Annotated in this window: 23 protein-coding genes, 1 pseudogene and 1 other annotated feature; of the genes and pseudogenes, 9 read left to right on the top strand and 15 right to left on the bottom strand. The window is 62.7% G+C overall.

Annotated features, from left to right (window positions below; genetic code table 11):
* Positions 1 to 41: 41 nt before the first annotated feature.
* The 3 genes from ispE to I3K84_RS08550 are packed head-to-tail and all read right to left on the bottom strand — an operon-like array spanning position 42 to position 3,214.
* The gene (ispE, locus tag I3K84_RS08560) at positions 42 to 893 is read right to left on the bottom strand and encodes a 4-(cytidine 5'-diphospho)-2-C-methyl-D-erythritol kinase (RefSeq protein ID WP_196995910.1); all 852 of its coding nucleotides are present in this window, start codon (positions 891 to 893) and stop codon (positions 42 to 44) included.
* Positions 894 to 902: 9 nt separating this feature from the next.
* Positions 903 to 1,418 (bottom strand): lipoprotein insertase outer membrane protein LolB, encoded by a 516-nt coding sequence (locus I3K84_RS08555; protein WP_172206395.1) that lies wholly within the window; start codon positions 1,416 to 1,418, stop codon positions 903 to 905.
* Positions 1,415 to 3,214: a tetratricopeptide repeat protein gene (locus tag I3K84_RS08550; protein WP_172206397.1), complete on the bottom strand. Its 1,800-nt coding sequence runs from the start codon at positions 3,212 to 3,214 to the stop codon at positions 1,415 to 1,417. Before I3K84_RS08550 ends, I3K84_RS08555 begins: the two co-directional genes overlap by 4 nt.
* A gap of 29 nt (positions 3,215 to 3,243) precedes the next feature.
* On the opposite strand from I3K84_RS08550, the gene mutM reads away from it, so the two are divergent.
* The 3 genes from mutM to mutY all read left to right on the top strand — a co-directional run bounded on the left by mutM (position 3,244) and on the right by mutY (position 7,205).
* Entirely contained in the window at positions 3,244 to 4,059 is an 816-nt protein-coding gene (gene mutM, locus I3K84_RS08545) for a bifunctional DNA-formamidopyrimidine glycosylase/DNA-(apurinic or apyrimidinic site) lyase (protein WP_196995909.1), read from the top strand.
* A gap of 93 nt (positions 4,060 to 4,152) precedes the next feature.
* Positions 4,153 to 6,135: a dynamin family protein gene (locus I3K84_RS08540; protein ID WP_012655799.1), complete on the top strand. Its 1,983-nt coding sequence runs from the start codon at positions 4,153 to 4,155 to the stop codon at positions 6,133 to 6,135.
* Positions 6,132 to 7,205: an A/G-specific adenine glycosylase gene (gene mutY / locus I3K84_RS08535; RefSeq protein WP_196995908.1), complete on the top strand. Its 1,074-nt coding sequence runs from the start codon at positions 6,132 to 6,134 to the stop codon at positions 7,203 to 7,205. The genes I3K84_RS08540 and mutY overlap by 4 nt, the downstream gene beginning before the upstream one ends.
* A gap of 110 nt (positions 7,206 to 7,315) precedes the next feature.
* Here the strand turns inward: mutY and rapZ are convergent, their stop codons facing one another.
* Genes rapZ through I3K84_RS08520 form a run of 3 tightly spaced genes read right to left on the bottom strand, consistent with a single transcriptional unit; the run spans position 7,316 to position 10,746 of the window.
* A complete protein-coding gene (gene rapZ / locus I3K84_RS08530; protein ID WP_011804346.1) occupies positions 7,316 to 8,179 on the bottom strand; it encodes an RNase adapter RapZ in 864 nt (287 codons plus the stop codon).
* 3 nt (positions 8,180 to 8,182) lie between these two features.
* Positions 8,183 to 9,847: a DNA repair protein RecN gene (gene recN / locus I3K84_RS08525; RefSeq protein ID WP_196995907.1), complete on the bottom strand. Its 1,665-nt coding sequence runs from the start codon at positions 9,845 to 9,847 to the stop codon at positions 8,183 to 8,185.
* Between the two features lie 2 nt (positions 9,848 to 9,849).
* Complete coding sequence (locus tag I3K84_RS08520) at positions 9,850 to 10,746, bottom strand: NAD kinase (RefSeq protein ID WP_012655803.1); 897 nt, start codon at positions 10,744 to 10,746, stop codon at positions 9,850 to 9,852.
* Between the two features lie 28 nt (positions 10,747 to 10,774).
* On the opposite strand from I3K84_RS08520, the gene hrcA reads away from it, so the two are divergent.
* From hrcA to I3K84_RS08500, 4 genes and pseudogenes are all read left to right on the top strand, one after another.
* Positions 10,775 to 11,779, top strand: coding sequence for a heat-inducible transcriptional repressor HrcA (hrcA, locus tag I3K84_RS08515; protein WP_196995906.1), 1,005 nt, complete (start codon positions 10,775 to 10,777; stop codon positions 11,777 to 11,779).
* 674 nt (positions 11,780 to 12,453) lie between these two features.
* Positions 12,454 to 13,140 (top strand): hypothetical protein, encoded by a 687-nt coding sequence (locus I3K84_RS08510; RefSeq protein WP_196995905.1) that lies wholly within the window; start codon positions 12,454 to 12,456, stop codon positions 13,138 to 13,140.
* Positions 13,040 to 14,274 (top strand): IS3 family transposase gene (locus I3K84_RS08505; protein ID WP_085947515.1). Its coding sequence is split into 2 segments (ribosomal slippage): positions 13,040 to 13,328 and positions 13,328 to 14,274, totalling 1,236 coding nucleotides; the frame shifts between segments, so codons are not numbered across the junction. The genes I3K84_RS08510 and I3K84_RS08505 overlap by 101 nt, the downstream gene beginning before the upstream one ends.
* Positions 13,318 to 13,434, top strand: a sequence feature (AL1L pseudoknot). It overlaps the preceding gene by 117 nt.
* 34 nt (positions 14,275 to 14,308) lie before the next feature.
* Positions 14,309 to 15,355 (top strand): annotated as a pseudogene (locus tag I3K84_RS08500) (IS256 family transposase); the annotation flags it as partial.
* Between the two features lie 210 nt (positions 15,356 to 15,565).
* On the opposite strand, the gene I3K84_RS08495 reads toward I3K84_RS08500, so the two are convergent.
* A complete protein-coding gene (locus I3K84_RS08495) occupies positions 15,566 to 15,889 on the bottom strand; it encodes a hypothetical protein (protein ID WP_196995904.1) in 324 nt (107 codons plus the stop codon).
* Between the two features lie 138 nt (positions 15,890 to 16,027).
* Between I3K84_RS08495 and I3K84_RS08490 the strand changes: the two genes are divergently transcribed.
* Together I3K84_RS08490 and I3K84_RS22435 are read left to right on the top strand one after the other, a co-directional pair.
* Entirely contained in the window at positions 16,028 to 16,990 is a 963-nt protein-coding gene (locus I3K84_RS08490) for an IS5 family transposase (RefSeq protein ID WP_011806097.1), read from the top strand.
* Positions 16,987 to 17,115: a hypothetical protein gene (locus I3K84_RS22435; protein WP_255352815.1), complete on the top strand. Its 129-nt coding sequence runs from the start codon at positions 16,987 to 16,989 to the stop codon at positions 17,113 to 17,115. Before I3K84_RS08490 ends, I3K84_RS22435 begins: the two co-directional genes overlap by 4 nt.
* 394 nt (positions 17,116 to 17,509) lie before the next feature.
* Here the strand turns inward: I3K84_RS22435 and I3K84_RS08485 are convergent, their stop codons facing one another.
* The 8 genes from I3K84_RS08485 to I3K84_RS08450 form a co-directional block, all read right to left on the bottom strand.
* Positions 17,510 to 18,556 (bottom strand): cytochrome D1 domain-containing protein, encoded by a 1,047-nt coding sequence (locus I3K84_RS08485; RefSeq protein WP_196995903.1) that lies wholly within the window; start codon positions 18,554 to 18,556, stop codon positions 17,510 to 17,512.
* 38 nt (positions 18,557 to 18,594) lie between these two features.
* Positions 18,595 to 20,505 (bottom strand): DUF3141 domain-containing protein, encoded by a 1,911-nt coding sequence (locus tag I3K84_RS08480; RefSeq protein WP_196996090.1) that lies wholly within the window; start codon positions 20,503 to 20,505, stop codon positions 18,595 to 18,597.
* Positions 20,506 to 20,525: 20 nt separating this feature from the next.
* Entirely contained in the window at positions 20,526 to 22,859 is a 2,334-nt protein-coding gene (locus I3K84_RS08475; RefSeq protein WP_196995902.1) for a heavy metal translocating P-type ATPase, read from the bottom strand.
* A gap of 3 nt (positions 22,860 to 22,862) precedes the next feature.
* Entirely contained in the window at positions 22,863 to 23,114 is a 252-nt protein-coding gene (locus tag I3K84_RS08470; protein WP_059401319.1) for a DUF2933 domain-containing protein, read from the bottom strand.
* A gap of 287 nt (positions 23,115 to 23,401) precedes the next feature.
* Positions 23,402 to 24,490: an IS5-like element ISDisp1 family transposase gene (locus I3K84_RS08465; protein ID WP_011803559.1), complete on the bottom strand. Its 1,089-nt coding sequence runs from the start codon at positions 24,488 to 24,490 to the stop codon at positions 23,402 to 23,404.
* Positions 24,491 to 24,520: 30 nt separating this feature from the next.
* The gene (locus I3K84_RS08460) at positions 24,521 to 24,817 is read right to left on the bottom strand and encodes a heavy-metal-associated domain-containing protein (protein WP_196995901.1); all 297 of its coding nucleotides are present in this window, start codon (positions 24,815 to 24,817) and stop codon (positions 24,521 to 24,523) included.
* A gap of 51 nt (positions 24,818 to 24,868) precedes the next feature.
* Positions 24,869 to 25,537 (bottom strand): isoprenylcysteine carboxylmethyltransferase family protein, encoded by a 669-nt coding sequence (locus tag I3K84_RS08455; protein ID WP_119558837.1) that lies wholly within the window; start codon positions 25,535 to 25,537, stop codon positions 24,869 to 24,871.
* Positions 25,534 to 25,809, bottom strand: coding sequence for a DUF2933 domain-containing protein (locus I3K84_RS08450; RefSeq protein ID WP_066691667.1), 276 nt, complete (start codon positions 25,807 to 25,809; stop codon positions 25,534 to 25,536). Before I3K84_RS08450 ends, I3K84_RS08455 begins: the two co-directional genes overlap by 4 nt.
* Positions 25,810 to 25,834 lie beyond the last annotated feature (25 nt).

The raw sequence follows: 25,834 nt of genomic DNA, 5'->3' as shown, positions 1-25,834 counted from the left end.
ACGCAGGTCAGCTGTCTTGCGTCAGCTCACCCAGTATTTTTTCATCCAAAAACCCAATCCGCTAGCGGATGAGACTTTAGATTTTCACACACTTTGACATGCCAAGCAGCGGGTGCATCGTGCAGATCGACAGCGTGTGTGATTTGTGCAAACACCGCACTTCCAGAGCCTGTCATGCGTCCTCGCAACCCTTTTGATTCAAGCCAATTGATGGCTTGCGTGATCTCGGGGCACAAGGCTTGTGCGACTGGCTGCAGGTCATTACTTCCAAATTGGTAGTGTGTTGCAGCAAAGCCTGAAATTGTAGCACAACTCGAATCACGTTTAAGGGAGGGATGCGAAAAAATCATTCTCGTATCCAGCCCCGCTTCGGGCTTGACCACCGCGAAAGCCGCAGGCGGAAGTTGGTGCTCCAACTCAAGAGGGCGAATTATGTCACCAATTCCCTCGACCCAGGCGCTTGCGCCGCACAAAAAAAACGGAACATCGGCGCCCAGCGTCAGGGCGATCGAGTGCAACTGCTGCCGAGACAGTTTCAACTTCCACAAGCGGTTGAGCGCCAGCAGTGTGCTGGCCGCGTCCGAAGATCCGCCACCCAAGCCGGCTTGTGCGGGGATGTGTTTAGAGACGCCGATATGTACCCCTTGCGGGCAACCGGTGGCCTTTTGCAGCGCACGTGCGGCGCGCACGACCAGATCGTCCGCAGGCAGGGCGCTGGTAAGGTCTTCACGTGTGACGGTCCCAGTGCCGCGCACCTCGAAATGCAAAACATCGCACCAATCGATCAACATGAAGACCGACTGCAGCAGGTGATAGCCATCGGGCCTGCGACCCGTGACATGCAGAAACAGGTTCAGTTTGGCCGGCGCCGGCACGTCGTACAGGGCTTGCATGGAAAGCGGTCAGAGGCTCAAGACAATGCGCAGCGTAGTGCGAGGCAGCGGCTGCTCGCGCGTGGCCGACAAGCGCCCCTGCTGCAGGGCATCGAGGTTGGTGCGCCAGCCGGCGACCTGGAGGGCTTCGCCCTTCAGCCAGCTGAAAAGCGCGTAAATGGGTAGGTCGCTGCCGGTCAGGTCATGTACCAGGGTCTGCAGCGAGGCAGCCTCCCTGCGCTCCTGCCCCTGGACCAGCACGGCGCGATGCGGAGTCCATTCCACACGCGCGATGATGTTGCCCAGCGGGTTGATGAGAGTGAGCTCTCCCGCAGAGGGGTGGCCCTTCAATTCAAAACCGGCACTGAAGGATTGGCCTGCATCGTCTTCCACCTGAACGGCCAGCCGGCCCGACCAGTGGTCCGGGCTGGCATCCGCAGGGCGTGGCGGCTGCGCGCAGGCGACCAGGGTTGCAGCTGCGACGATCCCGAGCACCAGCCGGCCGCGCAGAGGGCGGGGGTCAGCCGCCAGTTGCGGTTGGCTCACAGACGCACTCCCAGCCGGTCGAGCGTGCCCTTGAGTGTGTCGTTGTCTTTGTTGATACGCAGGCCCTCGCGCCAAATGTCACGCGCGCGATCATGTTCTCCCAGAGACCACAGAACTTCCCCGATGTGGGCCGCTATCTCTGCGTCCGGTTGTGTTTCGTAAGCGCGTTTCAGGATGGTCAGCGCTTCCTGGCGGTTGCCCAGGCGGAATTCCACCCAGCCCAGACTGTCGGTGATGAACGGATCGTTCGGTGCAAACTCCAGCGCTTTGACGATGAGCGCCTTGGCTTCTTCCAGACGTACGCCCCGCTCTGCGAGGGAAAAACCCAGGGCATTGAGTGCGTGGTGGTAGTCGGGTTGGCGGGCGATGATGGCGCGCAAGAGGCGTTCCATGTCGTCGAGGCGGCCCGCCTTTTCCGCCAGCATGGCTTGGTCGTAGGCGAGGTCGTTGTCCGCGGGCGCCAGCGCTACGGCCTTGCCGAGGACCGTGTAGGCCTGTGCATATTGTTTTGCTTCGCGCAGCAACTGGGCTTCGGCCTGCAACTTGAGGCGTTCCTGATCCGGGGTGCTTGCGGGCACGGCGCGGATCAATGCACGCGCCTCTTCCAATTTGCCCTGGCGTGCGAGCAGTGCAGCGCGGCGGCTTTGAGCCGTGAGCAGTTCGGCGGCATCTTCAATGCGCGAAAGCCAACCCTCGGCCCCGGCGTAGTCGCCACGCTTCTCCGCTACTTGCGCGTGCATCAGATATGCCTGGGTGAGCGCGCGCTTGCGTTGGGGCGTGGCGGGCAGGTCTTCGAGCAAGCCGGTAAAACGCCGCAGTGCTTCCTCCGCCTGCTCCAGCCGTCCGCCTTGCAGGTGTAGCGACGCCTGCAACAACCAGGCTTCGGGCATGTCGGCCTGTTCGCGATTGACTGCATCCAGCTGGAACTGTGCGTCGGCCAGGCGCTGAGACTCCAGCAGCAGGCGTGCGTAGGCCATGCGGACTTCGGGCAGGGGCTTGCCGGCCAGGTAACCCGCGAGCAGCGGCTCCGCCTGCGTGACGCCCTCTGCGAGCAACTCGAGCGCCAGCATGGCGGCGCCATCGTCGGCGGGGTCTTGTGCATGGGCCTGGCTCGCCGCCTCCAGGGCGCCCGCCTTGTCGCTGGCTGCCAGGTCCATGCGCCCCACGGTGGTCCATGCAATGGGACCGATGGCCGGGTGGTTCAGTTCTGCCTGCAGGGCCTGGCGCACCACCTGCGCGGCCAGTGCCTTGTCGCTGGCACGGCCGTAGAGCTGAGGCAGCGCGCGGATGGTGGATATCTTGTCGCGCGTCGGCGCGGTGCTCAGTTCCTGCTTCAAGGGGTCGGCGCTATCGCCGATGCGATTGAGGGCGACCAGGATGCGCAACATGTAGCGATTGGCATCGCGCGACTGCGGCAGGGCCTCCTTCCACGCTCGCGCGGCCATCAAGGCGTATTCGCCCGAGCGCGACTGCAGGGCGATCTCGGTGGCGCGGCGGTACAACTGTGGGTCGCCGCTGCGACGTGCAGCGTCCAGCATCAGGGCATAACCGGTGCCGGGGTCGCCCCGGCTGGTGGTCATCTCGCCCAGCAGCAATTCGTAGAACAGCTCGGCATTCAAGGCGGCTGCATCGTCGCTGGCAGCCGCATCGGTATCTTCCAGCTCGGCTGGGGGGGCGGGGACGGTGGACTGGGCAGGCGTCTGGGCCATGGCCGGCAGCATGCTCGCCGCAGCCCAACATGCCAGTGCGACGGCCCTGAAACGAAGAGATTGCACCATCGGCCCATAATAATCCATGGCTCTTGAACTTCTTGACGAGTATTGCGATGCCTGAGCTGCCGGAGGTGGAAGTCACGAGGCGCAGCTTCGCGGGCGCGATCGAGGGCGCAACTGTCCGCGGCATTGCGGTGGGCAAGCCCTTGCGCTGGCCGCTGGGCACGGAGCCCGCAGTATTGGTCGGACGGCGGGTGTGCGGTGTGCGCCGGCGCGGCAAATACCTGTTGCTGGATCTGGATGAAGGGCTGCTGCTCATTCACCTGGGCATGTCGGGCAGCTTGCGCTTTGCACGCGATCTGCCCGCGCGCGGCGCCCACGACCATTTCGAACTGATAACGGACCAGGGCACGCTGCGGCTGCACGACCCGCGGCGCTTCGGCGCCGTGGTCTGGGCGGCGGGTGAGTCCGATCCCCGTGCACGCAAGCTGCTCGATGGGTGGGGATTGGAGCCGCTGGGCGAGGACTTCGCCTTCGAGTCCTTCCACGCGGGGCTGCGCGCCAAACGCTCGCCCATCAAGCAACTGCTGCTCGCGGGCACGGTGGTCGTGGGCGTGGGCAATATCTATGCCTGCGAAGTGCTGTTTCTCGCAGGCATCCGGCCAACCACCCGCGCTTGCGCGATCGGACCCCAGCGAGCCCGGCGCCTGCACGGCGCAATCCGCGAGGTGCTGGCGCGCGCGGTGGAGCGGGGCGGCAGCACGCTGCGTGATTTCTCCAGCGCCGACGGCAGCGCCGGGCATTTCCAATTGGAGGCCAATGTCTATGGCCGCGCGGGCCTGCCGTGTCGCCAGTGCGGCACGCCCGTGCGTCTGTTGCGCCAGGGGCAGCGCAGCACCTATTTCTGTCCGCACTGCCAGCGCGCCTGACCGGGCTGCGTGGCGGCGGACCGGCGCAATGGCGATGCTATATTGCGCCATCTCCCGCCCACGCGGGCGCTTGCATTGATATCCGGGAGCAAAGTGGGACCTTCATTCAACGAACAGTTTGACCAGCACGGCGCATGGAGGCGTGCTTTCGCCCAGCAACTCAAGCGCCTGGGGCAATGGATGGGTTCGCACGACCTCATGGACGCGGCTGTGGAGGAGCGTCTGCAGCGGCTGGAAGAGCAGGTGCGCAGCGACAAGGTGACTGTCGCTTTTGTGGCGGAGTTTTCGCGCGGCAAGTCCGAGCTCATCAATGCGATCTTCTTCGCCGGCTATGGCCGGCGCATCATGCCGGCCAGTGCGGGGCGCACCACCATGTGTCCGACCGAGCTGGGCTATGAAAACGGCACCGCCCCCAGCCTGCGCCTGCTGCCTATCGACACGCGCATGCAGTCCCTGGGGCTGGCCGAGTGGCGCCTGAAGGCAGACCGCTGGGTGAAGGTGCCGCTGGACATGGACGACCCGGCCCAACTCGCCCAGGCGCTTGAAAAAGTATCGGAAGTGCGCCGCGTGTCCGTGGATGAGGCGCGTGCGCTGGGTTTCTGGAGCGATGAGGCCGCCGACGAGAACCCCGTGCTGGACGCTGCGGGCATGGTCGAGGTGCCAATGTGGCGGCACGCGGTCATCAACATTCCGCATCCGCTGCTCAAGCAGGGGCTCGTGATACTGGATACGCCGGGCCTGAACGCCGTGGGCGCGGAGCCCGAGCTCACCATCAACCTCATCCCGCAGGCCCACGCCGTGGTGTTCATCCTGGGCGCGGACACGGGCGTGACGCGCTCGGACCTGACCATCTGGCGCGACCACCTGGGCACGGCTGAAGACGCGACCGATGCGCGGCTGGTGGTGCTCAACAAGATCGACACGCTGTGGGACACGCTCAGTTCCCCGTCGCAAGTGCAAGCACAGCTGGAGCGCCAGCGCCAGACATCGGCCGAATTGCTGGGCGTGCCGCTCAGCCATGTCGTGCCCGTGTCGGCCCAGAAGGGCCTGGTGGCCAAGATCAACTGTGACGACATCCTGCTGGAGTCCAGTGGGCTGCCGCTGCTGGAGGAAGCGCTGGCCGAGGGCATCATGGGCCGGCGCCAGGCCATCCTGCGGGCCACGGTGGCCAGCGGCGTGGCAAGCCTGCAGTCCGAGACGCGGCGGGTGATCAACATCCGCCGGCGCGATCTGGATGATCAGATGCTGGAGTTGCGCAGCCTGCGCGGCAAGAATGCCTCGGTGATCGACGCCATGCGCGGGCGCATCGAGCAGGAGCAGCAAGAGTTTGAAGCCAGCACGGCCAAGATCCAGGCCGTGCGAGCAGTGCATCTGAAGATGCTGCGCGAGGTGTTCCACCAGCTTGGGCCGCGTTCGCTCAAGGCGCAACTGGTGGAGCTCACCGAGGCGCTGCAGCCCAAAGGGCTCAAGCTGGGCGTGCGCAAGGTATACGGCGACACCTTCGCCAAGGTGCGCACCATCATGGAGGCCGCGCAGTCCACGGGCATCGAGATCCAGGCCATGCTGGGCGGCACCTTCCGTCAGCTCAACACGGAGTTCGGCTTCTCGTTGCAAGTACCTGCGGCGCCCCAATTGGGTAACTATGTGCAGGAGATCGTGGCCATCGAGCAGCGGCACCTGCAATACGTGGGCATGGGCAACACGCTGCGCCTGGCGCAGCCAGAGTTCGCGCAGCGCTTGTTACGGGCCATGGGCCTGCGCCTGCGCACCGTGTTCGAGTCCGCGGCCAACGAGCTGGAGCTGTGGAGCAAGACGGCCACGGCGCAGTTGGACGCGCAACTGCGTGAGCGCAAACGCAGCTTCTCGCGGCGTATCGAGGCGGTGAACCGCATCCAGCAGGCCGCCAACGGGCTGGTGGACCGCATCGCCGAGATCGAAGAGGCCGAGCAGCACCTCGCCGAACTGGAGCAGCGGCTGACGGAGCTGACCTCCGACCTCGTGCGGCAGCCGCAAGCGCCTGAGGGCGTGGACATCGACATACCCCTTACCGAACCCCAGCCGCTCGCGGCGTCATGAGCGGTCCGTCCGCAGAGCTGGCGGCCCAGGTGGTGCGCTGGCAGGAAGCGCATGGGCGCAACCACCTGCCTTGGCAGAACACGCGCGATGCATACCGCGTGTGGCTGTCGGAGATCATGCTGCAGCAGACCCAGGTGGCCACGGTGCTGGAGTACTACACGCGCTTTCTGGCGCGCTTTCCCGACGTGCGCGAACTGGCTGCTGCGCCACAGGACGAGGTACTGGCGTTGTGGAGCGGCCTGGGTTACTACAGCCGCGCGCGCAACCTGCACCGCTGCGCCCAGATCGTCGTGCACCAGCACGGCGGGGAATTCCCCCGCACGGTGGATGAGCTGGCGGCCCTGCCGGGCATCGGCCGCTCCACGGCAGGGGCGATAGCCGCTTTCTGCTTCGGCGTACGGGCGCCGATCCTGGATGCCAACGTGCGACGCGTGCTCACGCGGGTGCTGGGGTTCGGCGCCGACCTGGCCGAGGCGAAGAACGAGCGCGCGCTATGGCAGCAGGCCGAGGCGCTGCTGCCACGGCAGGACCTGTCCCATGCCATGCCGCGCTACACGCAGGGCCTGATGGACCTGGGTGCCGGCATCTGCCTGCCCCGCAACCCCAACTGCCTGCTGTGCCCCTTGCAAGAGGCCTGCGTGGCGCGCCGCGACGGCAACCCGCAGGACTACCCGGTGCGCACGCGCAAGCTCAAGCGCAGCGCGCAGGCCTGGTGGCTGCTGCTGCGCCAGGATGGTGCGGGCCGGCTGTGGCTGGAGCGGCGTCCGCCCACCGGCATCTGGGCGGGGCTGTACTGTCCGCCGGTCTATGACAGCCGCGCGGCGCTGGACGAGGCGCTGCAGCTGCACGCCAGCTGCGATGCGCAGGATCTGCCGGCCTTCACCCACGTGCTGACGCACCGCGACCTGCACCTGCATCCGGTGCTGGCGCGAGATGCAACGCCGCAGCCGAACGCGCATTGCGCTGAGCAGCAGTCGGGGTGGTTCGCTCCGGCGCAATGGCCGGCGCTGGGGCTGCCCGCGCCCGTGCGCAAGCTGCTCGCCTCCCTTGGGGACGGCTGTCAAAAATGAGAGCTGGCAGCGACCGTAGATAGGCGACTTCCGGTAGAAAACTATTGCAAGTCGTTCAATAGCAAGCGCTAGCAGCTACTAAAACAATAGCTGTCACCTAGCGGTGCATGCTAGATGCCGTCGAGCTCGCGGTGGCGGCGCAGCGTATTCCAGCGGCCCTCGAAGCGCGCCGCCAGCTGCTCCACCAGGTAGACGGAGCGGTGCTGTCCTCCCGTGCAACCGATGGCCACGGTCACGTAGCTGCGGTGGTTGTGGGCCAGCGCGTCCAGCCAGTGGTCCAGGAAGTCGCCAATGTGCGCCAGCATCAGCGCTACTTCGGGCTGCTGACGCAGGTAGTCGATGACCGGCGCGTCCTTGCCCGTGAGGGCGCGCAAGAGCGGCTCGTAGTGGGGATTGGGCAGCATGCGCACGTCGAACACATAGTCGGCATCCATGGAGATGCCGCGCTTGAACGCAAACGACTGGAACACCAGGGTCAGCCGACTCGGCGGCACCGACAGCAGGTCCTTCACATAGCTCAGCAATTGCGCGGACCGCAGGGTGCTGGTGTCGATGACGTGTGCCTGCTCGCGCAGCGGGGCCAGTAGCTCGCGCTCCAACCGCATGGTGTGCAAAAGCGGGCGCGGACCTTCGCGCATCTCGGCCTGGGACAGAGGGTGGCGGCGCCGGGTTTCTGAAAAACGCCGCACCAGCACGTCGTCGGTGGCGTCCAGGAACAGTTGGCGCACCTGCACGCCCTGCTCGCGCAGGCCGGCCAACTGCTGCGGCACCAGGGGCAGGGCGGTGGCGCTGCGCACGTCCATGGCCACGGCAACGCGGTGGCCGTGGTGTGCGTGCTCCAGCTCCACGAAGGAGGTCAAAAGTTCCGGCGGCAGGTTGTCCACGCAGTAGTAGCCCGCGTCTTCGAGCGCATGCAGCGCGACGGACTTGCCCGAGCCGGACATACCGGTGATGACGACGACTTCCAGATCCATGGCTCAGGGTGTGGGTTTGGCGGCGCCCTGCAGCATCTCGCGTGCATGCGCCAGGGTGGTAGGGGACAGACGCTCGCCGCCCAGCATGCGCGCAATCTCGGCCACGCGCGCCTCCTCGTTGGCGGCGGCCACGCTGCTGGTGGTGCCCTCGGCGTGCTTGTGTTTGGCCACCACAAGGTGATGGTCCGCGCACGCGGCCACCTGGGGCAGGTGGGTGACGGCCAGTACCTGCCGGGCCGTCCCGAGCTGCTGCATCAGACGGCCCACGGTCTGCGCCACGGCGCCGCCCACGCCCGAGTCCACCTCGTCAAAGATCAGCGTGGGCGCCTCGCCCAGCTCGCTGGTGGTGACCGAGATCGCCAGCGCCATGCGCGACAGCTCGCCCCCCGACGCCACCTTGCCGATGGGCCGCGGCGTCATGCCCGGGTGGCTGCTGACCAGGAAAGCCACTTGGTCGATGCCGTGCGGCCCAGGCTCGGCCTTGTCCAGTTGCACCTCGAAGCGCCCGCCCGCCATGCCCAGGCCCTGCATGGCGCGGGTGATGGCCTGCGCCAGTAGCGGCGCAGCCTTGGCGCGCTTTTGCGACAGGGCGCGTGCGGCCTTCTGGTAAGCGGCGCCATGGGCTTGCTCGGCAGCCTGCAATGCGGCCAGGTCAGTGGCGCTGTCCAAACGGTGCAGCGTGTCCTTCCAGTCTTGCAGCAGCGCGGGTAGTTCGGGTGGGGTGCGCTTGTAGCGGCGCGCGAGCTGCATCCACTGCGATACGCGGGCGTCCAGCTGCTGCAGCCGATCCGGGTCGGGCTCCGCGTGGCGCAGGTAGCTTTGCAGAGAGTGCGCCACATCGCCCGCCTGGGCGATGCAGGAGGTCAGCACCTCATTCATGGTGCGAAACGACGGGTCCACATGCTCGTAGTCCTGCAGCAGGTGCTGTGCCTGCGCCAGGGCCCGCAGCGCGCCGCCTGCGTCTTCGTCCTCCAGCACAGTCAGGGCGGCCTGGGCGTTGTCCAGCAGCGACTGGGCGTTGGACAGTCGCGCATGCTCGGCATTGAGCTCCTCCCATTCGCCATCGCGCGGCGCCAGCTTGTCCACTTCGCCGATCTGCCACTGCAGGCGCTCGCGTTCCTGTTGCAGCGTGTCTTGGGCAGCGCGGGCGTGGGTCAGCGCCTGCTGCGCGTCGCGCCAACTCGTCCACAGCGCGGCCAAGGGTTGCACCTGCACGCCGGCATAGGCGTCCAGCAGGCCGCGCACGGCGTCGGGCCGCGTCAGGCGCTGCCAGGCGTGCTGCCCATGAATGTCCAGCAGATGCTCGCCCACGGCACGCATCTGCGCTGCCGTGGCGGGGATGCCGTTGATCCAGGCGCGGCTCTTGCCTTGCACATCGACGGTGCGGCGCAGCAGCAGCGTGTCGTCGCGCGGAAAACCCGCCTCGTCCAGCCAGGCTGCCAGCGCGACGGTGCCACCGTCGAATTCGGCGCAGACGTCGGTGCGCTGCGCGCCTTCGCGGATCACACCGGAGTCGGCACGCGCGCCCAGCACCAGTTGCAACGCGTCGATCAGGATGGACTTGCCGGCACCGGTTTCACCGGTGAGCACGGTGAAGCCGGCATGCAGGTCCAGCTCGAGCGATCGCACGATCACGAAATCGCTCAGGGCGATCCGCCTCAGGGCCATGGTCAGGAACCTCCCTCGTACCAGCCCAGCTTCTTGCGCAGGGTGGCAAAGTAACTCCAGCCGCGCGGGTGCAGAAAGCACACCCGGTGCGCGGAACGGCGCACCAGTATGCGGTCGCCATGTTGCAGCGATGCGAGCGACTGCATGTCGAAGTTGGCGCTGATGTCGCGCCCGCCGGCCACCTCAATGGCCACCTCGGTCGCGTCGGAAAGCACGATCGGCCGGTTGGACAGGGTGTGCGGCGCGATCGGCACCAGCACCCAGCCGGGGATCGATGGGTGCAGCATCGGGCCGCCTGCAGACAGGGCATACGCCGTGGAGCCGGTGGGCGACGCGACGATCAGGCCGTCGGCGCGCTGGTTGGAAACGAATACGCCGTCCACCTCCACGCGCAGCTCCACCATGCCGGAGGTGGAGCCGCGGTTGACCACCACGTCGTTGAGGGCCAGCGCCTCGAACACGCACTCGCCACCGCGCATCACGCAGGCCTGCATCAACGGGCGCACGTCTTCTTCGTAGTCTCCGTGCAGGATGGGCGTGAGCGCGTCCTGGTAGCCCTCCAGCGGAATGTCGGTAATGAAGCCCAGCCGCCCCTGGTTGATGCCCACCAGCGGCGTGCCGTAGCCGGCCAGCCGCCTGCCCACGCCCAGCATGGTGCCGTCGCCGCCTACGACCAGGCACAGGTCGCATTGCCGGCCGATCCCCTCCACATCCAGCGTGTGGTATTGCGTGAGGCCCGTGTGGGCGGCGGTTTCGGCCTCCAGCGTCAACTCGCAGTCCTGCTGGGTGACGAACTGGGCAATGCTCTCGATGATCTGCCGTGCGCTGTCGGACGCTGAAACGGCGCCAGGCCCCGGGTATTTGCCTATGACTGCAACGCGGCGGAAGATGGGCTTCATGCAGAAATTACATCATTAAAATGATTCAATGCTTGATGACCGCTCCAAGTTGTTACTCAAGGCCTTGGTGGAACGCTACATAGCCGAGGGGCAGCCAGTCGGCTCCAGAACCTTGTCGCGGGCATCAGGGCTTGAATTGTCGCCCGCCACCATACGCAATGTGATGGCAGACCTGGAGGACCTGGGGCTTATTGCCAGCCCCCACACCTCCGCGGGCCGTGTGCCCACCGCCAAGGGCTATCGCCTGTTCGTCGACACCATGCTCACCGTGCAGCAGGAGCAGTTGCCGACAGTCCAGCTCATGCCCGAGCAGCCGCAGAAGGTGATCGCCAACGCCGCCCACCTGTTGTCGAGCCTGTCGCAGTTCGTGGGTGTGGTGATGGCGCCGCGGCGCGCCTCGGTGTTTCGCCACATTGAATTCCTGCGGCTGTCCGAGAAGCGTTTTTTGGTGATCATCGTCTCGCCCGACGGTGATGTGCAGAACCGCGTGACCTTTACCGAGGTCGATTACTCCCAGTCGCAACTGGTGGAGGCCGCCAACTTCCTCAACGCCAACTACGCGGGCCTCACCATGGAGCAGGTGCGCGAGCGCCTGAAGCTGGAGGTGGACAAGCTGCGCGGAGAAATCGCGGCGCTGATGCAGGCCGCGGTGAGCGTGGGCTCGGAGGCCATGTCCGGGTCGCAGGACGAGGTGGTGTTCTCGGGCGAGCGCAACCTGCTGTCCGTGAGCGATTTTTCCAGCGACATGAGCCACTTGCGCCGTGCGTTCGACCTGTTCGAGCAAAAGACCCAGATTCTGCGCCTGCTGGACATTTCCAGCCGGGCAGAAGGGGTGCGCATCTTCATTGGTGGAGAGAGCCAGGTGGTGCCATTTGAAGAGCTGTCCGTGGTGAGTGCACCCTATGAGGTCGACGGTCAGGTGGTGGGCACCCTGGGCGTGATCGGCCCCACGCGCATGTCCTATGACCGCATGATCCAGATCGTGGACATCACCTCCAAGCTGGTCTCCAACGCCCTGAGTCACCGGAAGTAGCCCCTACAATACGCGCCGCTGCGCCGCCTACGAGGCAGGGCAGTGCACCCTGGGACGTTAGCTCAGTTGGTTAGAGCAGAGGACTCATAATCAAGAGGCCAGAGCGATTAACCGTCATTTTTTTCGGACTGGTTGCTTGATTCCAACACTTTGAAATCAAGCACTTACAGCGGTCTGGCGATTTCGCCGGATTGCTACCGAGGAAGTTGGCGGGTAGGCGCTTGCTACGTTCTTGCTACTGAGGGAGAAATGGCGTTTTTCGGCGGCCTTTGGGGTCGCTGAAAACGCGGAGAGTTGAAGTTGTTTTATGAATGGGCCGTTAGCTCAGTTGGTTAGAGCAGAGGACTCATCGAAATGGTGACCTTGCCGTGAAAGCGGCAATGGAAAAACCGGGTGAACTCAGGGAAACCGTCAGCCAGTCAATGGCCCGGCAATCCTGAGCCAAGCTCGCCGAAGGCAGGTCGAAGGACCGGTAGGCGAGAAGGTGCAGAGACTAGGGTGTGAGGAGCCAATCCGATAAGCACCCCAAGAGCGCCCGGCACCCTAACGCGCGAAGCAGTTCGCGGCGAGGGTGGTGAGATAGTCCAGGGAATGAGGAAACTCATGCAAACCTGAATCCTTTGGTCGTTGGTTCAAGTCCAACACGGCCTACCATTCATAAGACAATTGGACCCATGCCCCGCACGCCTTCAAGCCCCGCAGACCGCCCCAAGTGGCTGCGCTTCGAGGCGGGTGATGAAGAGTCGCACGAGCTGTTTGCACCCGGCGCCAACTGGCGCAAGCAGGACCAGTATCCGGCGCTCAAGCCGCTGGACAGCTACACGCGCGACGACTACCTGCGACTGGCCTGGGAACTGTTGCGGCGCATGCCTCGTTACCGCAGGCAACATCGCAAGCTCGGTCAGCTGGGCATCAAGTCACCCAGCTTCTTCAAGTCGAGTCCCAAGCATTTCTACACCAGCGACAGCCCTCCGGCTTTTCCGGGCTGGGCAACATGCCCGCTGCGTGGTCATCAGTGCGAACCGCCCATTGCAGGTCAGGACGAGACCTTCGGCTCCTATATCGCGGTGCAGGAGAAAGCGGGGCAGCCATGGTTCGTGATGAACCGATACCGCTGGGTCATGGACCTGTGGGGGCTCACCTACGTGCCGAACCCGGCCACGCATTTCGACCACTTGCGCAAGAGCGGCTTGTTCGGTGCGCCCGCTGCTGAACCGCCCCGGGTTTTGAGGAGGCTCCAACACTTGAGAAGATGGAGCTATGAACAAGTCACCGAAGTTCTCCCCGGAAGTGCGCGAGCGCGCCGTGCGCATGGTGCAGGAGCACCGAGCCGACTACCCGTCGCTGTGGGCAGCGATTGAATCGATTGCCCCCAAGATTGGCTGCGTGCCACAGACCTTGAACGACTGGGTCAAGAAGGCCGAGGTCGACAGCGGCCAGCGCCCCGGCACCACCACCTCGGATGCGCAGCGCATCAAGGAACTGGAGCGTGAGGTCAAAGAATTGCGCCGGGCCAACGACATCCTGAAGACGGCCAGCGCGTTTTTCGCGCAGGCGGAGCTCGACCGCCGACTCAAGTCGTGAAGGCCTACATCGACCGCCACCGTGATGACTACGGGGTCGAGCCCATCTGCCGGGCGCTGCAGATGGCCCCGTCGTGTTACTGGCGCCACGCAGCCCGGCAACGCAACGCGCAACTGCGCAGTGCACGCGCCCAGCGTGACGAGGGTTTGAAGGCCGACATTCAGCGCGTGTGGCACGCCAACTGGCAGGTCTACGGAGCCGACAAGGTCTGGCTGCAGATGAACCGCGAGGGCATCGTGGTGGCGCGCTGCACGGTCGAGCGTCTGATGCGTGCCATGGGCTTGCAAGGGGCACGCCGTGGCAGGGCGGTGCGCACCACCACGCCGGATACCTCGGCCCCGTGCCCGCTGGACCACGTCAACCGGCACTTCCATGCCAGCCGTCCCAACGAGCTATGGGTGTCGGACTTCACCTATGTCTCCACCTGGCAAGGCTGGTTGTATGTGGCCTTTGTGGTGGATGTGTACGCTCGGCGCATCGTGGGCTGGCGCGTCAGTCGCAGCATGCAGACGGACTTCGTGCTCGATGCCCTGGAGCAGGCTCTGTACGAACGCCAGCCAGCGGCCCATGTCTTGACGCACCATTCCGACAGGGGCAGTCAGTACGTCAGCATCCGCTACACCGAACGCTTGGACCAGGCGGGCATACAACCTTCGGTGGGCAGCAGGGGAGACAGCTATGACAACGCGCTGGCCGAGACCATCAACGGTCTGTACAAGGCCGAGTTGATTCACCGCCGGGGACCTTGGAAGACCAGGGAATCCGTGGAACTGGCCACCCTGCAATGGGTGCACTGGTTCAACCACGTCCGACTGCTCACGCCGATTGGGGGCATCCCTCCGGCAGAAGCTGAGGCAAACTACTGGAGGCAACTCGCCGCCAGCGACACCTCGACAGAAGTGTCAACTTAAACCAATCGGCCTCCTCGAAAGCCGGGGCGGTTCAGTGGCCAACCCCGCTGGCAACACCCGCAACGGCAAGAGCAAGAAGACCCTCAAGGGCGAGTTCGGCGAATTGCCCATCGAAGTGCCACGCGACCGCCATGGCAGCTTCGAGCCTCAGCTCATCCCCAAGCACCAGACCCGCTGGGCCGGCTTCGACGACAAAATCATCTCGCTGTACGCCCGTGGCATGACGGTGCGCGAGATACAGGCCCACCTCGAAGAGATGTACGGCACCGAGGTCTCACCCAGCCTGATTTCCTCGGTGACAGATGCCGTGGCCGACGAGGTCAAGGCCTGGCAGGCCCGACCGCTGGAGCCGATTTATCCCATCGTCTATCTGGACTGCATCCATGTGAAGGTGCGCGAGGGCGCGGTGCGGGTCAAGGCGGTGTACCTGGCCATCGGCATCACCATGACGGGCGACAAGGAGGTGCTGGGCCTGTGGCTGGCCCAGACCGAGGGCGCCAAGTTCTGGCTGCAGGTGGTCACCGAGTTGCGCAACCGGGGCGTGCAGGACATCTTCATCGCCTGCGTCGATGGGCTCAAGGGCTTCCCTGACGCCATCGAGGCAGTCTTCCCCAAGGCGGTGGTGCAACTGTGCATCGTTCACATGGTGCGTCACAGCCTGAACTACGTCTCATGGAAGCGCCGCAAGGAAGTGGCGGCCGACCTGCGCCGTATCTACACGGCCGCCACCGCCGAGGAGGCCGAACTGATGCTCGCAGAGTTCGAGGCCCGATGGGATGCCGAGTACCTGCCCATCGGCCAGTCCTGGCGCAGGAACTGGAGCCGCTTGACCCCGTTCTTTGACTACCCGCCGGAAATCCGCAAGGTCATCTACACCACCAATGCCATCGAGTCGGTGAACATGGGCCTGAGGAAGCTGACCAAGAACCGGGGCTCATTCCCCAGCGATGAGGCGCTGAGCAAGCTGTTCTACCTGGCCCTGCGCAACATCAGCCAGAAGTGGACCATGCCCATCCGGGATTGGAAGGCTGCGCTGACCCGCTTTACCATTCAGTTCGGAGACCGCATCTCCGTCAACTGAAGTCCGAACCGTTTACACAAAAATTCGGACACGCCCAGTTCTGAGCGTATATGCGAGCGCCTACTTGCAAGACCTGAGGATCATCAGGACGCAAGGTATGCGTCAACGCTGCCTCCCGCCTGCCACCGGCACTCAAGAAGAAATAGAGGATTCCAGCCACCACGAGCAAGACCAATCCCCCTCCCACGCCAAGGACAAGTGGTCTCAATTTCATTTCAAATTCTCCGACGCCACGCCTGCGGTCATCGACCGATAGAATGGCGCACGCGCTATCGTAAAAAAAGATTCGTCGCGCGCATTCGGGCTCCGCGCAGGCGAATCGCTGAGTGCCCGCAGATCCCCTATCTGCCCACTTTTTGCATCATGGTCAAACTCGGTCTCCTCTAGGGCGAACCCCACTTCGATGTGGGAAAGACGATCAAAAAGCGCCATGTTTTGGTGATTTTCCACACATTCAAACAAGAGTACTTCGATCGGGCGCCACATCGCCACCCAGCCAACAATCAACAGCCCTTTGCTGATGGCCGTAAGCACCTGGCTGTTGCCAGCATTACCCAATAAGGCCCGTACAAGCAGCGTCGTACCCAGAACGGCGAGTCCCGTTAAGGAAATCCTGCAAAACCCCGAACGCAGTCTGCTAGAAGCCAGGAAGTCATGGCATCCTCCCCGCCCATGAAGCAAAGCAGCCTTGACCTGAAACTGAGCACCAAAAAGACCCGCAAGCAAGAACTGCTGATCCAGATGGATTTGGTGGTTCCCTGGGCTGCTCTGGTCGAACTCATTGCGCCCTATTACCCCGAAGGCAAGAACGGCCGCCCACCCTTTGCCCTGGAGACCATGCTGCGCATCCACTGCATGCAGCAGTGGTTCACCCTGTCAGATCTGGCGATGGAAGAGGCCTTCTTTGACACCCCGATCTACCGGGAGTTTGCAAGTCTTGATGCCCATGGGAGGGTGCCTGACGAGAGCACCATCCTGAGGTTTCGTCATCGGCTGGAGAAACACAAGCTGGCCGAGCAGATTCTGGCCACTGTCAACGAGCTTCTGGCAGCCCAGGGCTTGCTGCTCAAGGCAGGCACTGCGGTCGATGCCACACTGATCGCAGCGCCTAGCTCTACCAAGAACAAGGACAGAAAGCGCGATCCAGAGATGCATTCGAGCCAAAAGGGCAACGAATGGCACTTTGGCATGAAGGCCCATATCGGCGTGGATGCGGACTCGGGACTCGTGCATACCGTCATAGGCACCTCGGGTAACGTGGCCGACGTTGTAGAGGGCAACAGCTTGCTGCACGGGCAGGAGACAGACGGGTTTGGTGATGCGGGCTACCAAGGTATCGACAAGCGCCCGGATGCCAAGGAGGCAGTGCGGTGGCACATCGCGATGCGCCCAGGCAAACGCAGAGCGCTGGACAAAGAGAACAACCCCGTTGACGCGCTGATAGACCAAGTGGAGAAGATCAAGGCGAGCATCCGTGCCAAGGTGGAGCATCCCTTCAGGGTGATCAAACGACAGTTTGGATACACCAAGGTGCGCTACCGGGGATTGAAGAAGAACACGTTGCAGCTCAAGACGCTGTTTGCGCTGTCCAATCTTTGGATGGTGCGCCATCAATTGCTGGAGGCGCAGGGATGAGTGCCCCTGAAATCAGGCAAATGGCCGCAAAGGCGGTGCAGATGGCCCGCAAGGGCGTGGAAAGTGGTGCGAAGACCCAGGCTAAACGCCATCCATCGCACTATCTGAAACCGGTGACCTTGTAGCACTTACGCATTCGAGTTATTCAGGGCATCCTTAACAGGAAGTGCCCTGTCGCATCCTTCGTCGATACCGGCGCCTGCACTGCGCATATTGCGCTTGAAAGTGCGCATGGATCGCTCCTGCAATTTCCACCTCGTACTCTCTGATCGACGTCGGGACATGAACAATGAGACGAAGCGATTCATCTAAACCATACTCGCCCGCACAGTCAACGATATAGTTTTCCACAGCACGGCTCAGTGTTTTCTCATGGAGCGGCGAAGGGTCCAATGAATCGTAAAGCTGCGTGATTCGTTGAATGCGAATATCGATGACCGTCATTTCTGTAAACGCCCAGGTTGTCTTGTTTTACTTTTTTTGCACCTTGCCGGACAGCTGCAAGCGACGGACAAACCGTCAAGGCGTAATGCTGATGCCGTTGGGAGTCTTGCCTACCGGAACGGTCTTCACAACCTTGCGATCCTTCACATCAAGCACGGAAACCGAATTGGCGTACATGTTGGTAACGTAGGCGTACCGGCCTTCACGGTCGACAACCACGCCATGAGCACCGGCGCCGGTCACGACGGTCTTGGCAACCTTGAAACTCTCCAGCTCAATCAGGCTGACGGTTTTGCCAGGCTTCTTGGGCGTGCCCTGATTGGCCACCAGCAGCGTGCGCGAATCCGGCGTGACATACAGCTGGATGGGGACTGTTCCGACGGCAACCTTGCGAATCACCTTGCGCGTAGCCGGGTCGATCACGGCGACCGCGTTTTCCTCCGACAGCGACACCAAGACAAGACTCCCGTCCGGCGTGAAGCCCACTTGAGCCGGCCCCTTGCCTGCAGGAACTTGCGCGATCTCCTTCTGGCTGGCGGTATCGATGACCGACACCGTTCCGCCCTTGAGGTTGGCGACGTAGGCCTGCTTGCCGTCCGGACTGATGCGAAGACCGTGGGGAAACTTGCCGACCGGAATCGTCGCCACGAGGCTCCGCGCCGCTGTGTCGATCACACTGACCGTGTTGTCGCCGCCGTTGGTGATGTAGGCGAAGCGGCCGTCGGGCGACACCACCACATGGGCCGGGTGCATGCCAACCGGCACCTTGGCGACGACTGCGTTAGTCGCGGTATCGATGGCCCAAACCGCGCCGGGCTTTCCCATCGCATCGTGGCTGCCTTGGGCCATCTCCTTGTGCTCCGACGCGTCGGCCGTTTGAGCAGGCTCCCCGTTATTGGTCACCCATACGACCTTGCCGTCGGGCGATACCTGCACGTTGTGCGGTGCCTTGCCGACGCGCACGCTTGCCAGTGTCTTGAACGACGCAGCATCGAGCACGCTCACCGTGTCAGCCCCCTCGTTGGCCACATACACCTTGTCGGCGGCCAAGGTGGCGCCGGACCAGGCCAATAGGCCCATCTGCACCGCTGTCAAAAGCCAGTTGTTTTTTCTTGTCATCATGATCTCTCTTGGTTGGAAAATAAAACTTCTATCAGGGCTCAGTCGGCGTTGGGGCGCACTGAATTACCGTTGCCACCCTCTTTACCCACCATCCCCAGGACGCCTGCGAACAAGACAGGGTTTTGAAACATCAGGCGAAACGCCTGCTCGCTCGCAGCGTCTCGGCCTTCGCGCAGCCTTCCCAGCGCATGGGTCACTTCCCCTGCAGCTTCACGCTCACGCTCGATCAACGGGTGATGCGGCGCAAGCGGCTGGCGGTTCTTGCCAAGCGGCTCGGCCAGCAAGGCAACGCCGCGCATCCACGGACTGAACGTTTCCGAGAGCAAATACCGACTGGTGCGCATCGGATGGAGCCACTTGAGCATTTGGGCTGTCCAGGGTGTGGACAGCGCTTGCGCCCAAGGACTGACGAATGCCCGGTAAAGCGCCTCGTTGAATGTCGAGACCTGTTTCACCCGCTCAAAAGCTTCCTGCGGGTAATCCGTTTTCAGGTCTTCAACCTGACGGGGTTCAAAGCGGATGCTGTAGGTGGGCTTATGGCAGTCCGGGTCACCCGACGGGTTGTCGATCTTCATTTCATAGAGGCCCGGGGCCAGCGCCTCAATCTCAGCCAGGCTCTCCAGGATCGCCCGGTGCTCCAGACGCGCCACCCCGGCGGAGACAAAAATGCCGAGATGGCCGACGTGCGGGTTCGTGAGGTAGACGATGCGCTGTCCGGCCTGCTTGAGATCCTCGGTGTCTTTGTAGACTGCCGGAATCCATCCGAGCGCCTGGTGTGGTGGCGTAATGTTGTCGCCGTAGGACGCAAAGATGACGATTGGATTCCTGATCCGCCTGAGGTCAGCAGTGCAACCCTGGCAAATCTGGAAAAGACCCTGTTCAAGCTGGTTGCCGATGAACAGGTTTTCAACAATCGCAAGGATCTCTTCCCGACTCAGGAAATAAAAACCGTTCCACCAACGCTCGAACTCCAGAAAACGCGCCTGCTCACTGTCGACGTTGGTGAAGAGTTGGGCGTACTTCTCCCAAACAGCCTTTTCGGGCTTGAGGTTCTCGAAATTCTGCGCCAGCCAGGCTCCATCGAAGCGGCCATTGCCCAGGTCGGCCGTCAGATGCGCCAACCAGCTGCCGCCAAGGAGCCCTCCGGAAAGACGCATCGGATTGACACCGGACTCGCCAGCCCAATATGACAAGGGTGAGCCATTGAGCACCACCGGTCCGATCAGACCGGCGCAGTCTGCGGACAGCAGCGTCAGCGCCCACCCGGCCTGGCAGTTGCCATAAAGCACAGGAGGATTGCCAGGATGGCGTTGCGCAACTTCTTCGGCGAAACGCCGCAGCACATGCAACACGTCTGCCAGGGTCTGCCCCAGAGTCGGCTCGGGAAAGAAGATCACGAAATAAACCGGATGGCCCTCGCGCATCGCCATTCCGACTTCAGAGTCGCGCTTGAAGCCGCCGATCCCAGGGCCATGGCCGGCGCGTGGATCGACAACAATGACCGGAGGTTTGTCAGGATCGACGCAGTCGTCCCAGCAATGCCCGTCGATTTCCGTGATGCGCAGCAGTGCATAGTTGACGGACCGTTCGAAGCTGCGCGCGTCCAACAGCGTTTCATACTTGAAGTCCAGAAGCGGCGGCAATCCGGCTCGCTCGTGCTCCAGCATGTTGTTCGCGCGCTGGCGAAGCGTGTCCCAGAACAGAATGGTGCGTTCGAAGAAGTCGCGCTGGTAATCGAAATAGTCCTGCGCCGAAGGTGCTTCAGCTGCTCTTTTCATGCCACTAGACGCATCCTGTGGCGCAGGCTTCAACAACTCCTCGGAATGATCCAAGACGGTCGGTGGTAGATCCTCTGCCTGGCGGTGCGTCCCTTGCACCGCTGCTTCCTTACCCCCCGCCGTGGTGCGTTGAGAGGTCCGAGGTTTTTGTGGTGACGTGGGGGTTTTCATCATTCCTCCGAACTACGGGGTCATCTTTTTCCGCGCCGCAAACGCAGCGCATTGAATATCACCGAGGCCGAGCTCAGGCTCATGGCCAGTGCCGCGATCAGCGGGGACAACAACCACCCAGTGAACGGGTACAGCACGCCTGCCGCAATCGGCACCCCAATGCCGTTGTAAACGAATGCGAACAGGAGGTTCTGGCGCATGTTTCGGACAGTGTCAGTGGAGATATCACGCGCCGCAGTGATTCCGCGCAAGTCGCCTTTGACTAGCGTGACCTGCCCACTGTTCATAGCCACATCGGTTCCCGTGCCCATGGCCACGCCGACATCGGCCTTGGCCAACGCAGGCGCATCGTTGATACCATCGCCGGCCATCGCGACAATGTGGCCCTCTTTCTGGAGCCGTTCCACGAGCGCCAGCTTGTCTGCGGGCTTGACTTCGCCATGCACCTCGTCGATGCCAAGTTTTGCACCCACTGCCTTGGCGGTGGTCAGACCATCGCCAGTTGCCATCACGATGCGCAAGCCGCTGGCGTGCAAAGTCCTAATGGCTTCCAGCGTGGTGGCCTTGATGGGATCGGTCACAGCCAGGATGCCAGCCAGTTGTCTGTCCACGGCCAGATGCATCACGCTGGCGCCTTCACTGCGCAGACGCTCGCCATCGATCTTGAGCGCATCAGTGGCCACGCCCTCCTGCTGCATCAATGCGGTGTTGCCCAGCACCAGATGCTTCCCATCGACCATGCCGCGCACGCCAATACCGCTGCCAGATTCGAAATCTAGCGGTTTGATCAGTTCCAGGCCCTTGGCGCGTGCTGCACTGACGATGGCCTCTGCCAAAGGATGCTCGCTGCCTTGGTCTAAACTGGCAGCAAGGCGCAGAACTTCGTCCGCTGTATAGCCAGGTGCGGCAACTGCGGTGTCGAAAGCGGGTTTACCTTCGGTCAGTGTTCCTGTCTTGTCCACAATCAGCGTGTCGACCTCGCGCATTTTTTCGATGGCGCCAGCATCACGGAACAGCACCCCCTGTGTCGCGGCACGCCCTGTGGCCACCATCACCGACATCGGCGTGGCCAGCCCCAGCGCACAGGGGCAAGCGATGATCAGGACGGCCACTGCGTTAATCAAGCCAAACACCCAGCTAGGTTCCGGACCGAACCAACCCCAGACAAAGAAGGTGGCAATGGCGATGAGCACCACCACGACCACGAATTGGCCTGCGACCACGTCCGCCATGCGCTGCATGGGCGCCTTCGAGCGCTGGGCATTGGCCACCATCTGAACAATCTGCGACAGCATGGTGGCCGCACCGACCTTCTCGGCGCGCATTACCAGGGCGCCACTGGTGTTCATCGTGGCGCCAATCACCTTGTCACCAAGGCGTTTGGTCACCGGCACAGGCTCACCGGTCAGCATGGATTCATCGACCGCACTGCTGCCTTCAGTCACAACGCCGTCGACCGGCACTTTCTCGCCGGGGCGGATGCGCAACAGGTCACCGACGTGAACATGGTTCAGCGGTACGTCTTCTTCGTTGCCATCCGCATTGATCCGACGTGCCGTCTTGGGTGCCAAACCGAGCAGCGCCTTGATGGCCGCAGAAGTTTGCGAACGGGCCTTCAACTCGATGATCTGGCCCAGCATGGTCAGCGAGATGATGACCACTGCCGCCTCGTAGTAGACCGCCACGCGCCCCATGGAAATGAATGAATCCGGGAACACGCCCGGCGCCACGGTAGCCACGAGGCTGTAGAGAAAGGCCGCGCCCGTACCCAAACCGATCAAGGTCCACATGTTGGGGCTGCGGAGGACGAGAGACTGCCAGCCGCGTACGAAGAAGGGCCACCCCGTCCACAACACGACGGGTAAGGAAAGCACCAGCTCAACCCAGGTTTGCACCTTCATGTCAAACCATCCAAGACGATGGCCGAACATTGCAAGAACGGTGACAATGACTGTGAATGGCAGCGTCCACCAGAAGCGATGCTGAAAATCCTTCAACTCATGGTTGTCTTCCTCGTCCAGTGGAATGATGGGCTCCAATGTCATGCCGCACTTGGGACAGACTCCAGGATGATCCTGCCGCACCTCGGGGTGCATAGGGCAGGTGTAGATGGTGCCGGCCGGCTCTGGCGCGGTGTCCTCGGGTGCAGTAGATACAAGGTATTGCAGTGGGTTCGCTGCGAACTTGCCTTGGCACTTGGCGCTACAGAAATAGTAGGGCCGCCCTTCGTGCGTCAATTTGTGTTCAGACTGCTCCGTAACGGTCATGCCGCACACCGGATCCTTTAGATCCTTTGGCGAGGCTGGCTCGGCAGGGGGGTGACTGCCGTGATGGTGGTGTGCATGCATGTCCATTGCTTATTCCTTGTCGTTGTTGGTGCGCCGGGGCGTCTGCGCATGGTTGCCGTGCCCACCATGGCCGCCGTGGCCGTGCATCAGGTGCATTAGCGGACAGGCGAGCAGCAGCAGGTAGGGCCAATAACCCAGAACATGGCCCCAGTGCTCTCGCAGCAGATAAAAACCAGCGATCACGGCAGCCGTTGCCAGCGCCATGCCGGCTGGGCGGCGCCAGAACGATGGCGCATGGGAGTCGTTGTCAGGCTGATCCATGGCGTTGCTCCTTCAAAGTTGCCAGCAAAAGGTGCGGGCGCGGACGCGCCCAGCCGGTCGACCCTGAATCAAATACCGTGGCCGTCATCGGCAACCACAGCCCCCCGCACCGCCGCTGTGGCAGCCCGAGGCTTTAGCAGGCCGTTGAAAAAGTGCTTTTCGAACGCATCAGGGACGCTGAGTGCGAAGACACGAGCTGCCCAGACGCGTCTGCGCAGCGATTGCAACGGCCCATCTGGCCGGTTTGCAGGCCCTCCCGCCCATTTCGGGCGCACGTATCCCTGGGCTCACGCATGATGCGCGTCCCACCAGCCGCCGATGCTGCCCATTCGCACAAGGTTGTAGGTGGCAAAGCACAGCAGCGCCTGGCCCGTGAGCTTGGCCTGACCGATCAGCTTGGTCTTTGCCAGACCACCGACGGTCTTGATCCAGCCAAAGGCCTCTTCGATGCGCTTGCGCACCTTCAGGCTGGTCTTGTAGCCCTCGTGCCGTGTCACTCGCGCATCCACCGCCGAGTGTTTGTCCTTGGCCGCCACGTGGGGCGTGACTTTGAGCTTTCTGCAGCCTTTGATGAAGGCCTTGCTGTCGTAGCCCTTGTCGGCACCGACCGTGGCCCGTTTGTTCCTGTTGCCCCGACGCTCCAACATGGCCAGCGCCGCCTCGCGCTCGGCCGTGCCGCTGGCGTGGGTGATCTCGACATCCACGATCAGCCCGTTGCGGTTCTCCATGAGGATGTGCCCCATGTGGCACAGGCGGGATTTGTCGCCCTGGCTCTTCTTGAACAGCCGGGCATCGGCGTCCGTGGTGCTCTCGTGGGTGTCGTTGCAGCGCTCCTGCCCCTTGAAGTCCACCTCGGGGTTGCGCCCAGGCGGCGTGCCGCTGTCGTCGTCTTTGCGCTTGAAGCTCTTGTGCGAGGCCCAGGCGTCAATGAGCGTGCCGTCCACGCTGAAGTGCTCGTCGCTGGCGAGCTTGCCCCACTGGGCACTGAGCTTGACGCGCTCGAAGAAGGCGCGGGCGAGGTCTTCGTTGAACAGACGTTCGCGGTTGGCGCTGAAAGTGGAGTGGTCCCAGACCTTGTCTTCGATGTTCAGGCCCACGAACCAGCGGTACAGCAGGTTGTAGTTGATCGCTTCGACCAACTGGCGCTCGCTGCGGATGGAGAACAGGATCTGCAGCAGCAAGGCCTTGAGCAGCATCTCCGGTGGCACCGATGGGCGGCCACGGCGGGCGTACACCGCTTCGAACTCGCGGTTCATGGTTGCCAGCAGCGCATCAACCACCGCGCGCAACTTGCGCAGCGGGTGTGCCTGCGGCACGCGCTCTTCAAGGCTGATGTAGCTGAACATCGCCCCCTGGAAATCTTGACTGCCTCTCATCGTCCTCGTCTGGGTCGTTCACCGATGGCTTCAGATCGTAGCGGCCAACGCGGGCGTCGGCGGGGGATTTTTCAACGGCCTGTTAGGCTGCGAGGTCGCAGCGGGAATGGGCGCGTCTGTGGCCAGCTTTGCGGGGTAACCCGCATCCGTCAATGCCATCAACAATGGGGCGCTGCCCTGCGCCAGTTCCCCGCTCACCCGGACATGCCCAGACTGGAGATCGACCTCCACCCCACTGACACCCGGCAGCGGTTGCAATGCGTGCGTGACGTGCTTGACGCATGAGCCGCAGCTCATGCCCTCGACTTGCAGATCAATCGTTTTCATATATCAAACTCCTAAAAATTGAAACGTATACCGCCGGGGAAATATTCCAGATCATCTTTTTGACACCGAGTCAGTCGTCGACTGGGCCTTGCCCATGCGAGGGATAAACCGGGGTGTGCGCTGGGCGTATGTGTCGTAAGTTGCACCGAACTGTTTGTGCATTTCGTTCTCTTCGGTGATTGCCAGACGTCCGTACATCAGGAGCAAGACAGGGAACATGGCCAAGGTCAGCAAGGTGGGCCACTGCAGCAGGAAGCCCAGCAGAATCATCACAAAAGCCACGTACTGCGGATGGCGAATGCGCGCGTAGGGGCCTGTTGTTGCAAGCGATTGGCCACGCTGAGCGTGGTAGAGCACATTCCACGCTGTGGACAACAGGTAGAAACCAAAGCCCAGAAAAACGTAGCTGGCGATGTGCAGTACGCCGAAATGCGGGTCGCCCTTTTCGCCCAACAGGGTGGACCACAAGTGACCCGAGGTGTGGGAGAGCAGATCCAGATTAGGGAACTTGGTTTGAAGCCAGCCCGATATCAGATAAATCGTCAGCGGGAAGCCATACATCTCTACGAACAAGGCAACTATGAAGGCTGCGAATGCGCCAAACGTCCTCCAGTCACGGGCCGTTGCAGGCTTGAAAAAGCTGAACGCAAACATGATGAAGATCGCTGAATTGATGATGACCAACGACCACAGGCCATAAGCAGATTCGGTGTGGTTCACTGGGGATCTCCTTCTTTGCGCGATTCGGCAGTCTTCGACACATCAGGCTTGCTCTGGCCATGGTGACCATGCCCACCGTGGCTGCCGTGCATGAAAACATGCATCAGCGGGCAGGCGAGGAGCAGGAGAAAAGGTAGCGCCCCGACGACATGCGCGAGGTGTTCTGTCAACAAAAAATACGCCGCCACGGCACCAATCGCCACGTAGCCGATGGCGTATCGAGAACTCCAGAAACTGGGGGGCGACTCGTGTCCGTCGTGTTGATGGCTCATGGTGACTCGCAATCAGGTGGGTGCG

Source organism: Diaphorobacter sp. JS3051, assembly GCF_015832135.1.
Classification (GTDB): domain Bacteria; phylum Pseudomonadota; class Gammaproteobacteria; order Burkholderiales; family Burkholderiaceae_C; genus Diaphorobacter; species Diaphorobacter nitroreducens.
The sequence above is the reverse complement of the archived record's forward strand: the minus strand, read 5'-3'. Positions and strand labels throughout refer to the sequence as shown.

What these genes read in the sequence shown, in the direction of transcription:
- ispE (WP_196995910.1), bottom strand. Translation starts at nt 893, where the DNA reads ATGCAAGCCCTGTACGACGTGCCGGCGCCGGCCAAACTGAACCTGTTT.
- I3K84_RS08550 (WP_172206397.1), bottom strand. Translation starts at nt 3,214, where the DNA reads ATGGATTATTATGGGCCGATGGTGCAATCTCTTCGTTTCAGGGCCGTC.
- mutM (WP_196995909.1), top strand. Translation starts at nt 3,244, where the DNA reads ATGCCTGAGCTGCCGGAGGTGGAAGTCACGAGGCGCAGCTTCGCGGGC.
- mutY (WP_196995908.1), top strand. Translation starts at nt 6,132, where the DNA reads ATGAGCGGTCCGTCCGCAGAGCTGGCGGCCCAGGTGGTGCGCTGGCAG.
- rapZ (WP_011804346.1), bottom strand. Translation starts at nt 8,179, where the DNA reads ATGGATCTGGAAGTCGTCGTCATCACCGGTATGTCCGGCTCGGGCAAG.
- recN (WP_196995907.1), bottom strand. Translation starts at nt 9,847, where the DNA reads ATGGCCCTGAGGCGGATCGCCCTGAGCGATTTCGTGATCGTGCGATCG.
- I3K84_RS08520 (WP_012655803.1), bottom strand. Translation starts at nt 10,746, where the DNA reads ATGAAGCCCATCTTCCGCCGCGTTGCAGTCATAGGCAAATACCCGGGG.
- hrcA (WP_196995906.1), top strand. Translation starts at nt 10,775, where the DNA reads ATGCTTGATGACCGCTCCAAGTTGTTACTCAAGGCCTTGGTGGAACGC.
- I3K84_RS08510 (WP_196995905.1), top strand. Translation starts at nt 12,454, where the DNA reads ATGCCCCGCACGCCTTCAAGCCCCGCAGACCGCCCCAAGTGGCTGCGC.
- I3K84_RS08490 (WP_011806097.1), top strand. Translation starts at nt 16,028, where the DNA reads ATGAAGCAAAGCAGCCTTGACCTGAAACTGAGCACCAAAAAGACCCGC.
- I3K84_RS22435 (WP_255352815.1), top strand. Translation starts at nt 16,987, where the DNA reads ATGAGTGCCCCTGAAATCAGGCAAATGGCCGCAAAGGCGGTGCAGATG.
- I3K84_RS08485 (WP_196995903.1), bottom strand. Translation starts at nt 18,556, where the DNA reads ATGATGACAAGAAAAAACAACTGGCTTTTGACAGCGGTGCAGATGGGC.
- I3K84_RS08480 (WP_196996090.1), bottom strand. Translation starts at nt 20,505, where the DNA reads ATGAAAACCCCCACGTCACCACAAAAACCTCGGACCTCTCAACGCACC.
- I3K84_RS08475 (WP_196995902.1), bottom strand. Translation starts at nt 22,859, where the DNA reads ATGGACATGCATGCACACCACCATCACGGCAGTCACCCCCCTGCCGAG.
- I3K84_RS08470 (WP_059401319.1), bottom strand. Translation starts at nt 23,114, where the DNA reads ATGGATCAGCCTGACAACGACTCCCATGCGCCATCGTTCTGGCGCCGC.
- I3K84_RS08465 (WP_011803559.1), bottom strand. Translation starts at nt 24,490, where the DNA reads ATGAGAGGCAGTCAAGATTTCCAGGGGGCGATGTTCAGCTACATCAGC.
- I3K84_RS08460 (WP_196995901.1), bottom strand. Translation starts at nt 24,817, where the DNA reads ATGAAAACGATTGATCTGCAAGTCGAGGGCATGAGCTGCGGCTCATGC.
- I3K84_RS08450 (WP_066691667.1), bottom strand. Translation starts at nt 25,809, where the DNA reads ATGAGCCATCAACACGACGGACACGAGTCGCCCCCCAGTTTCTGGAGT.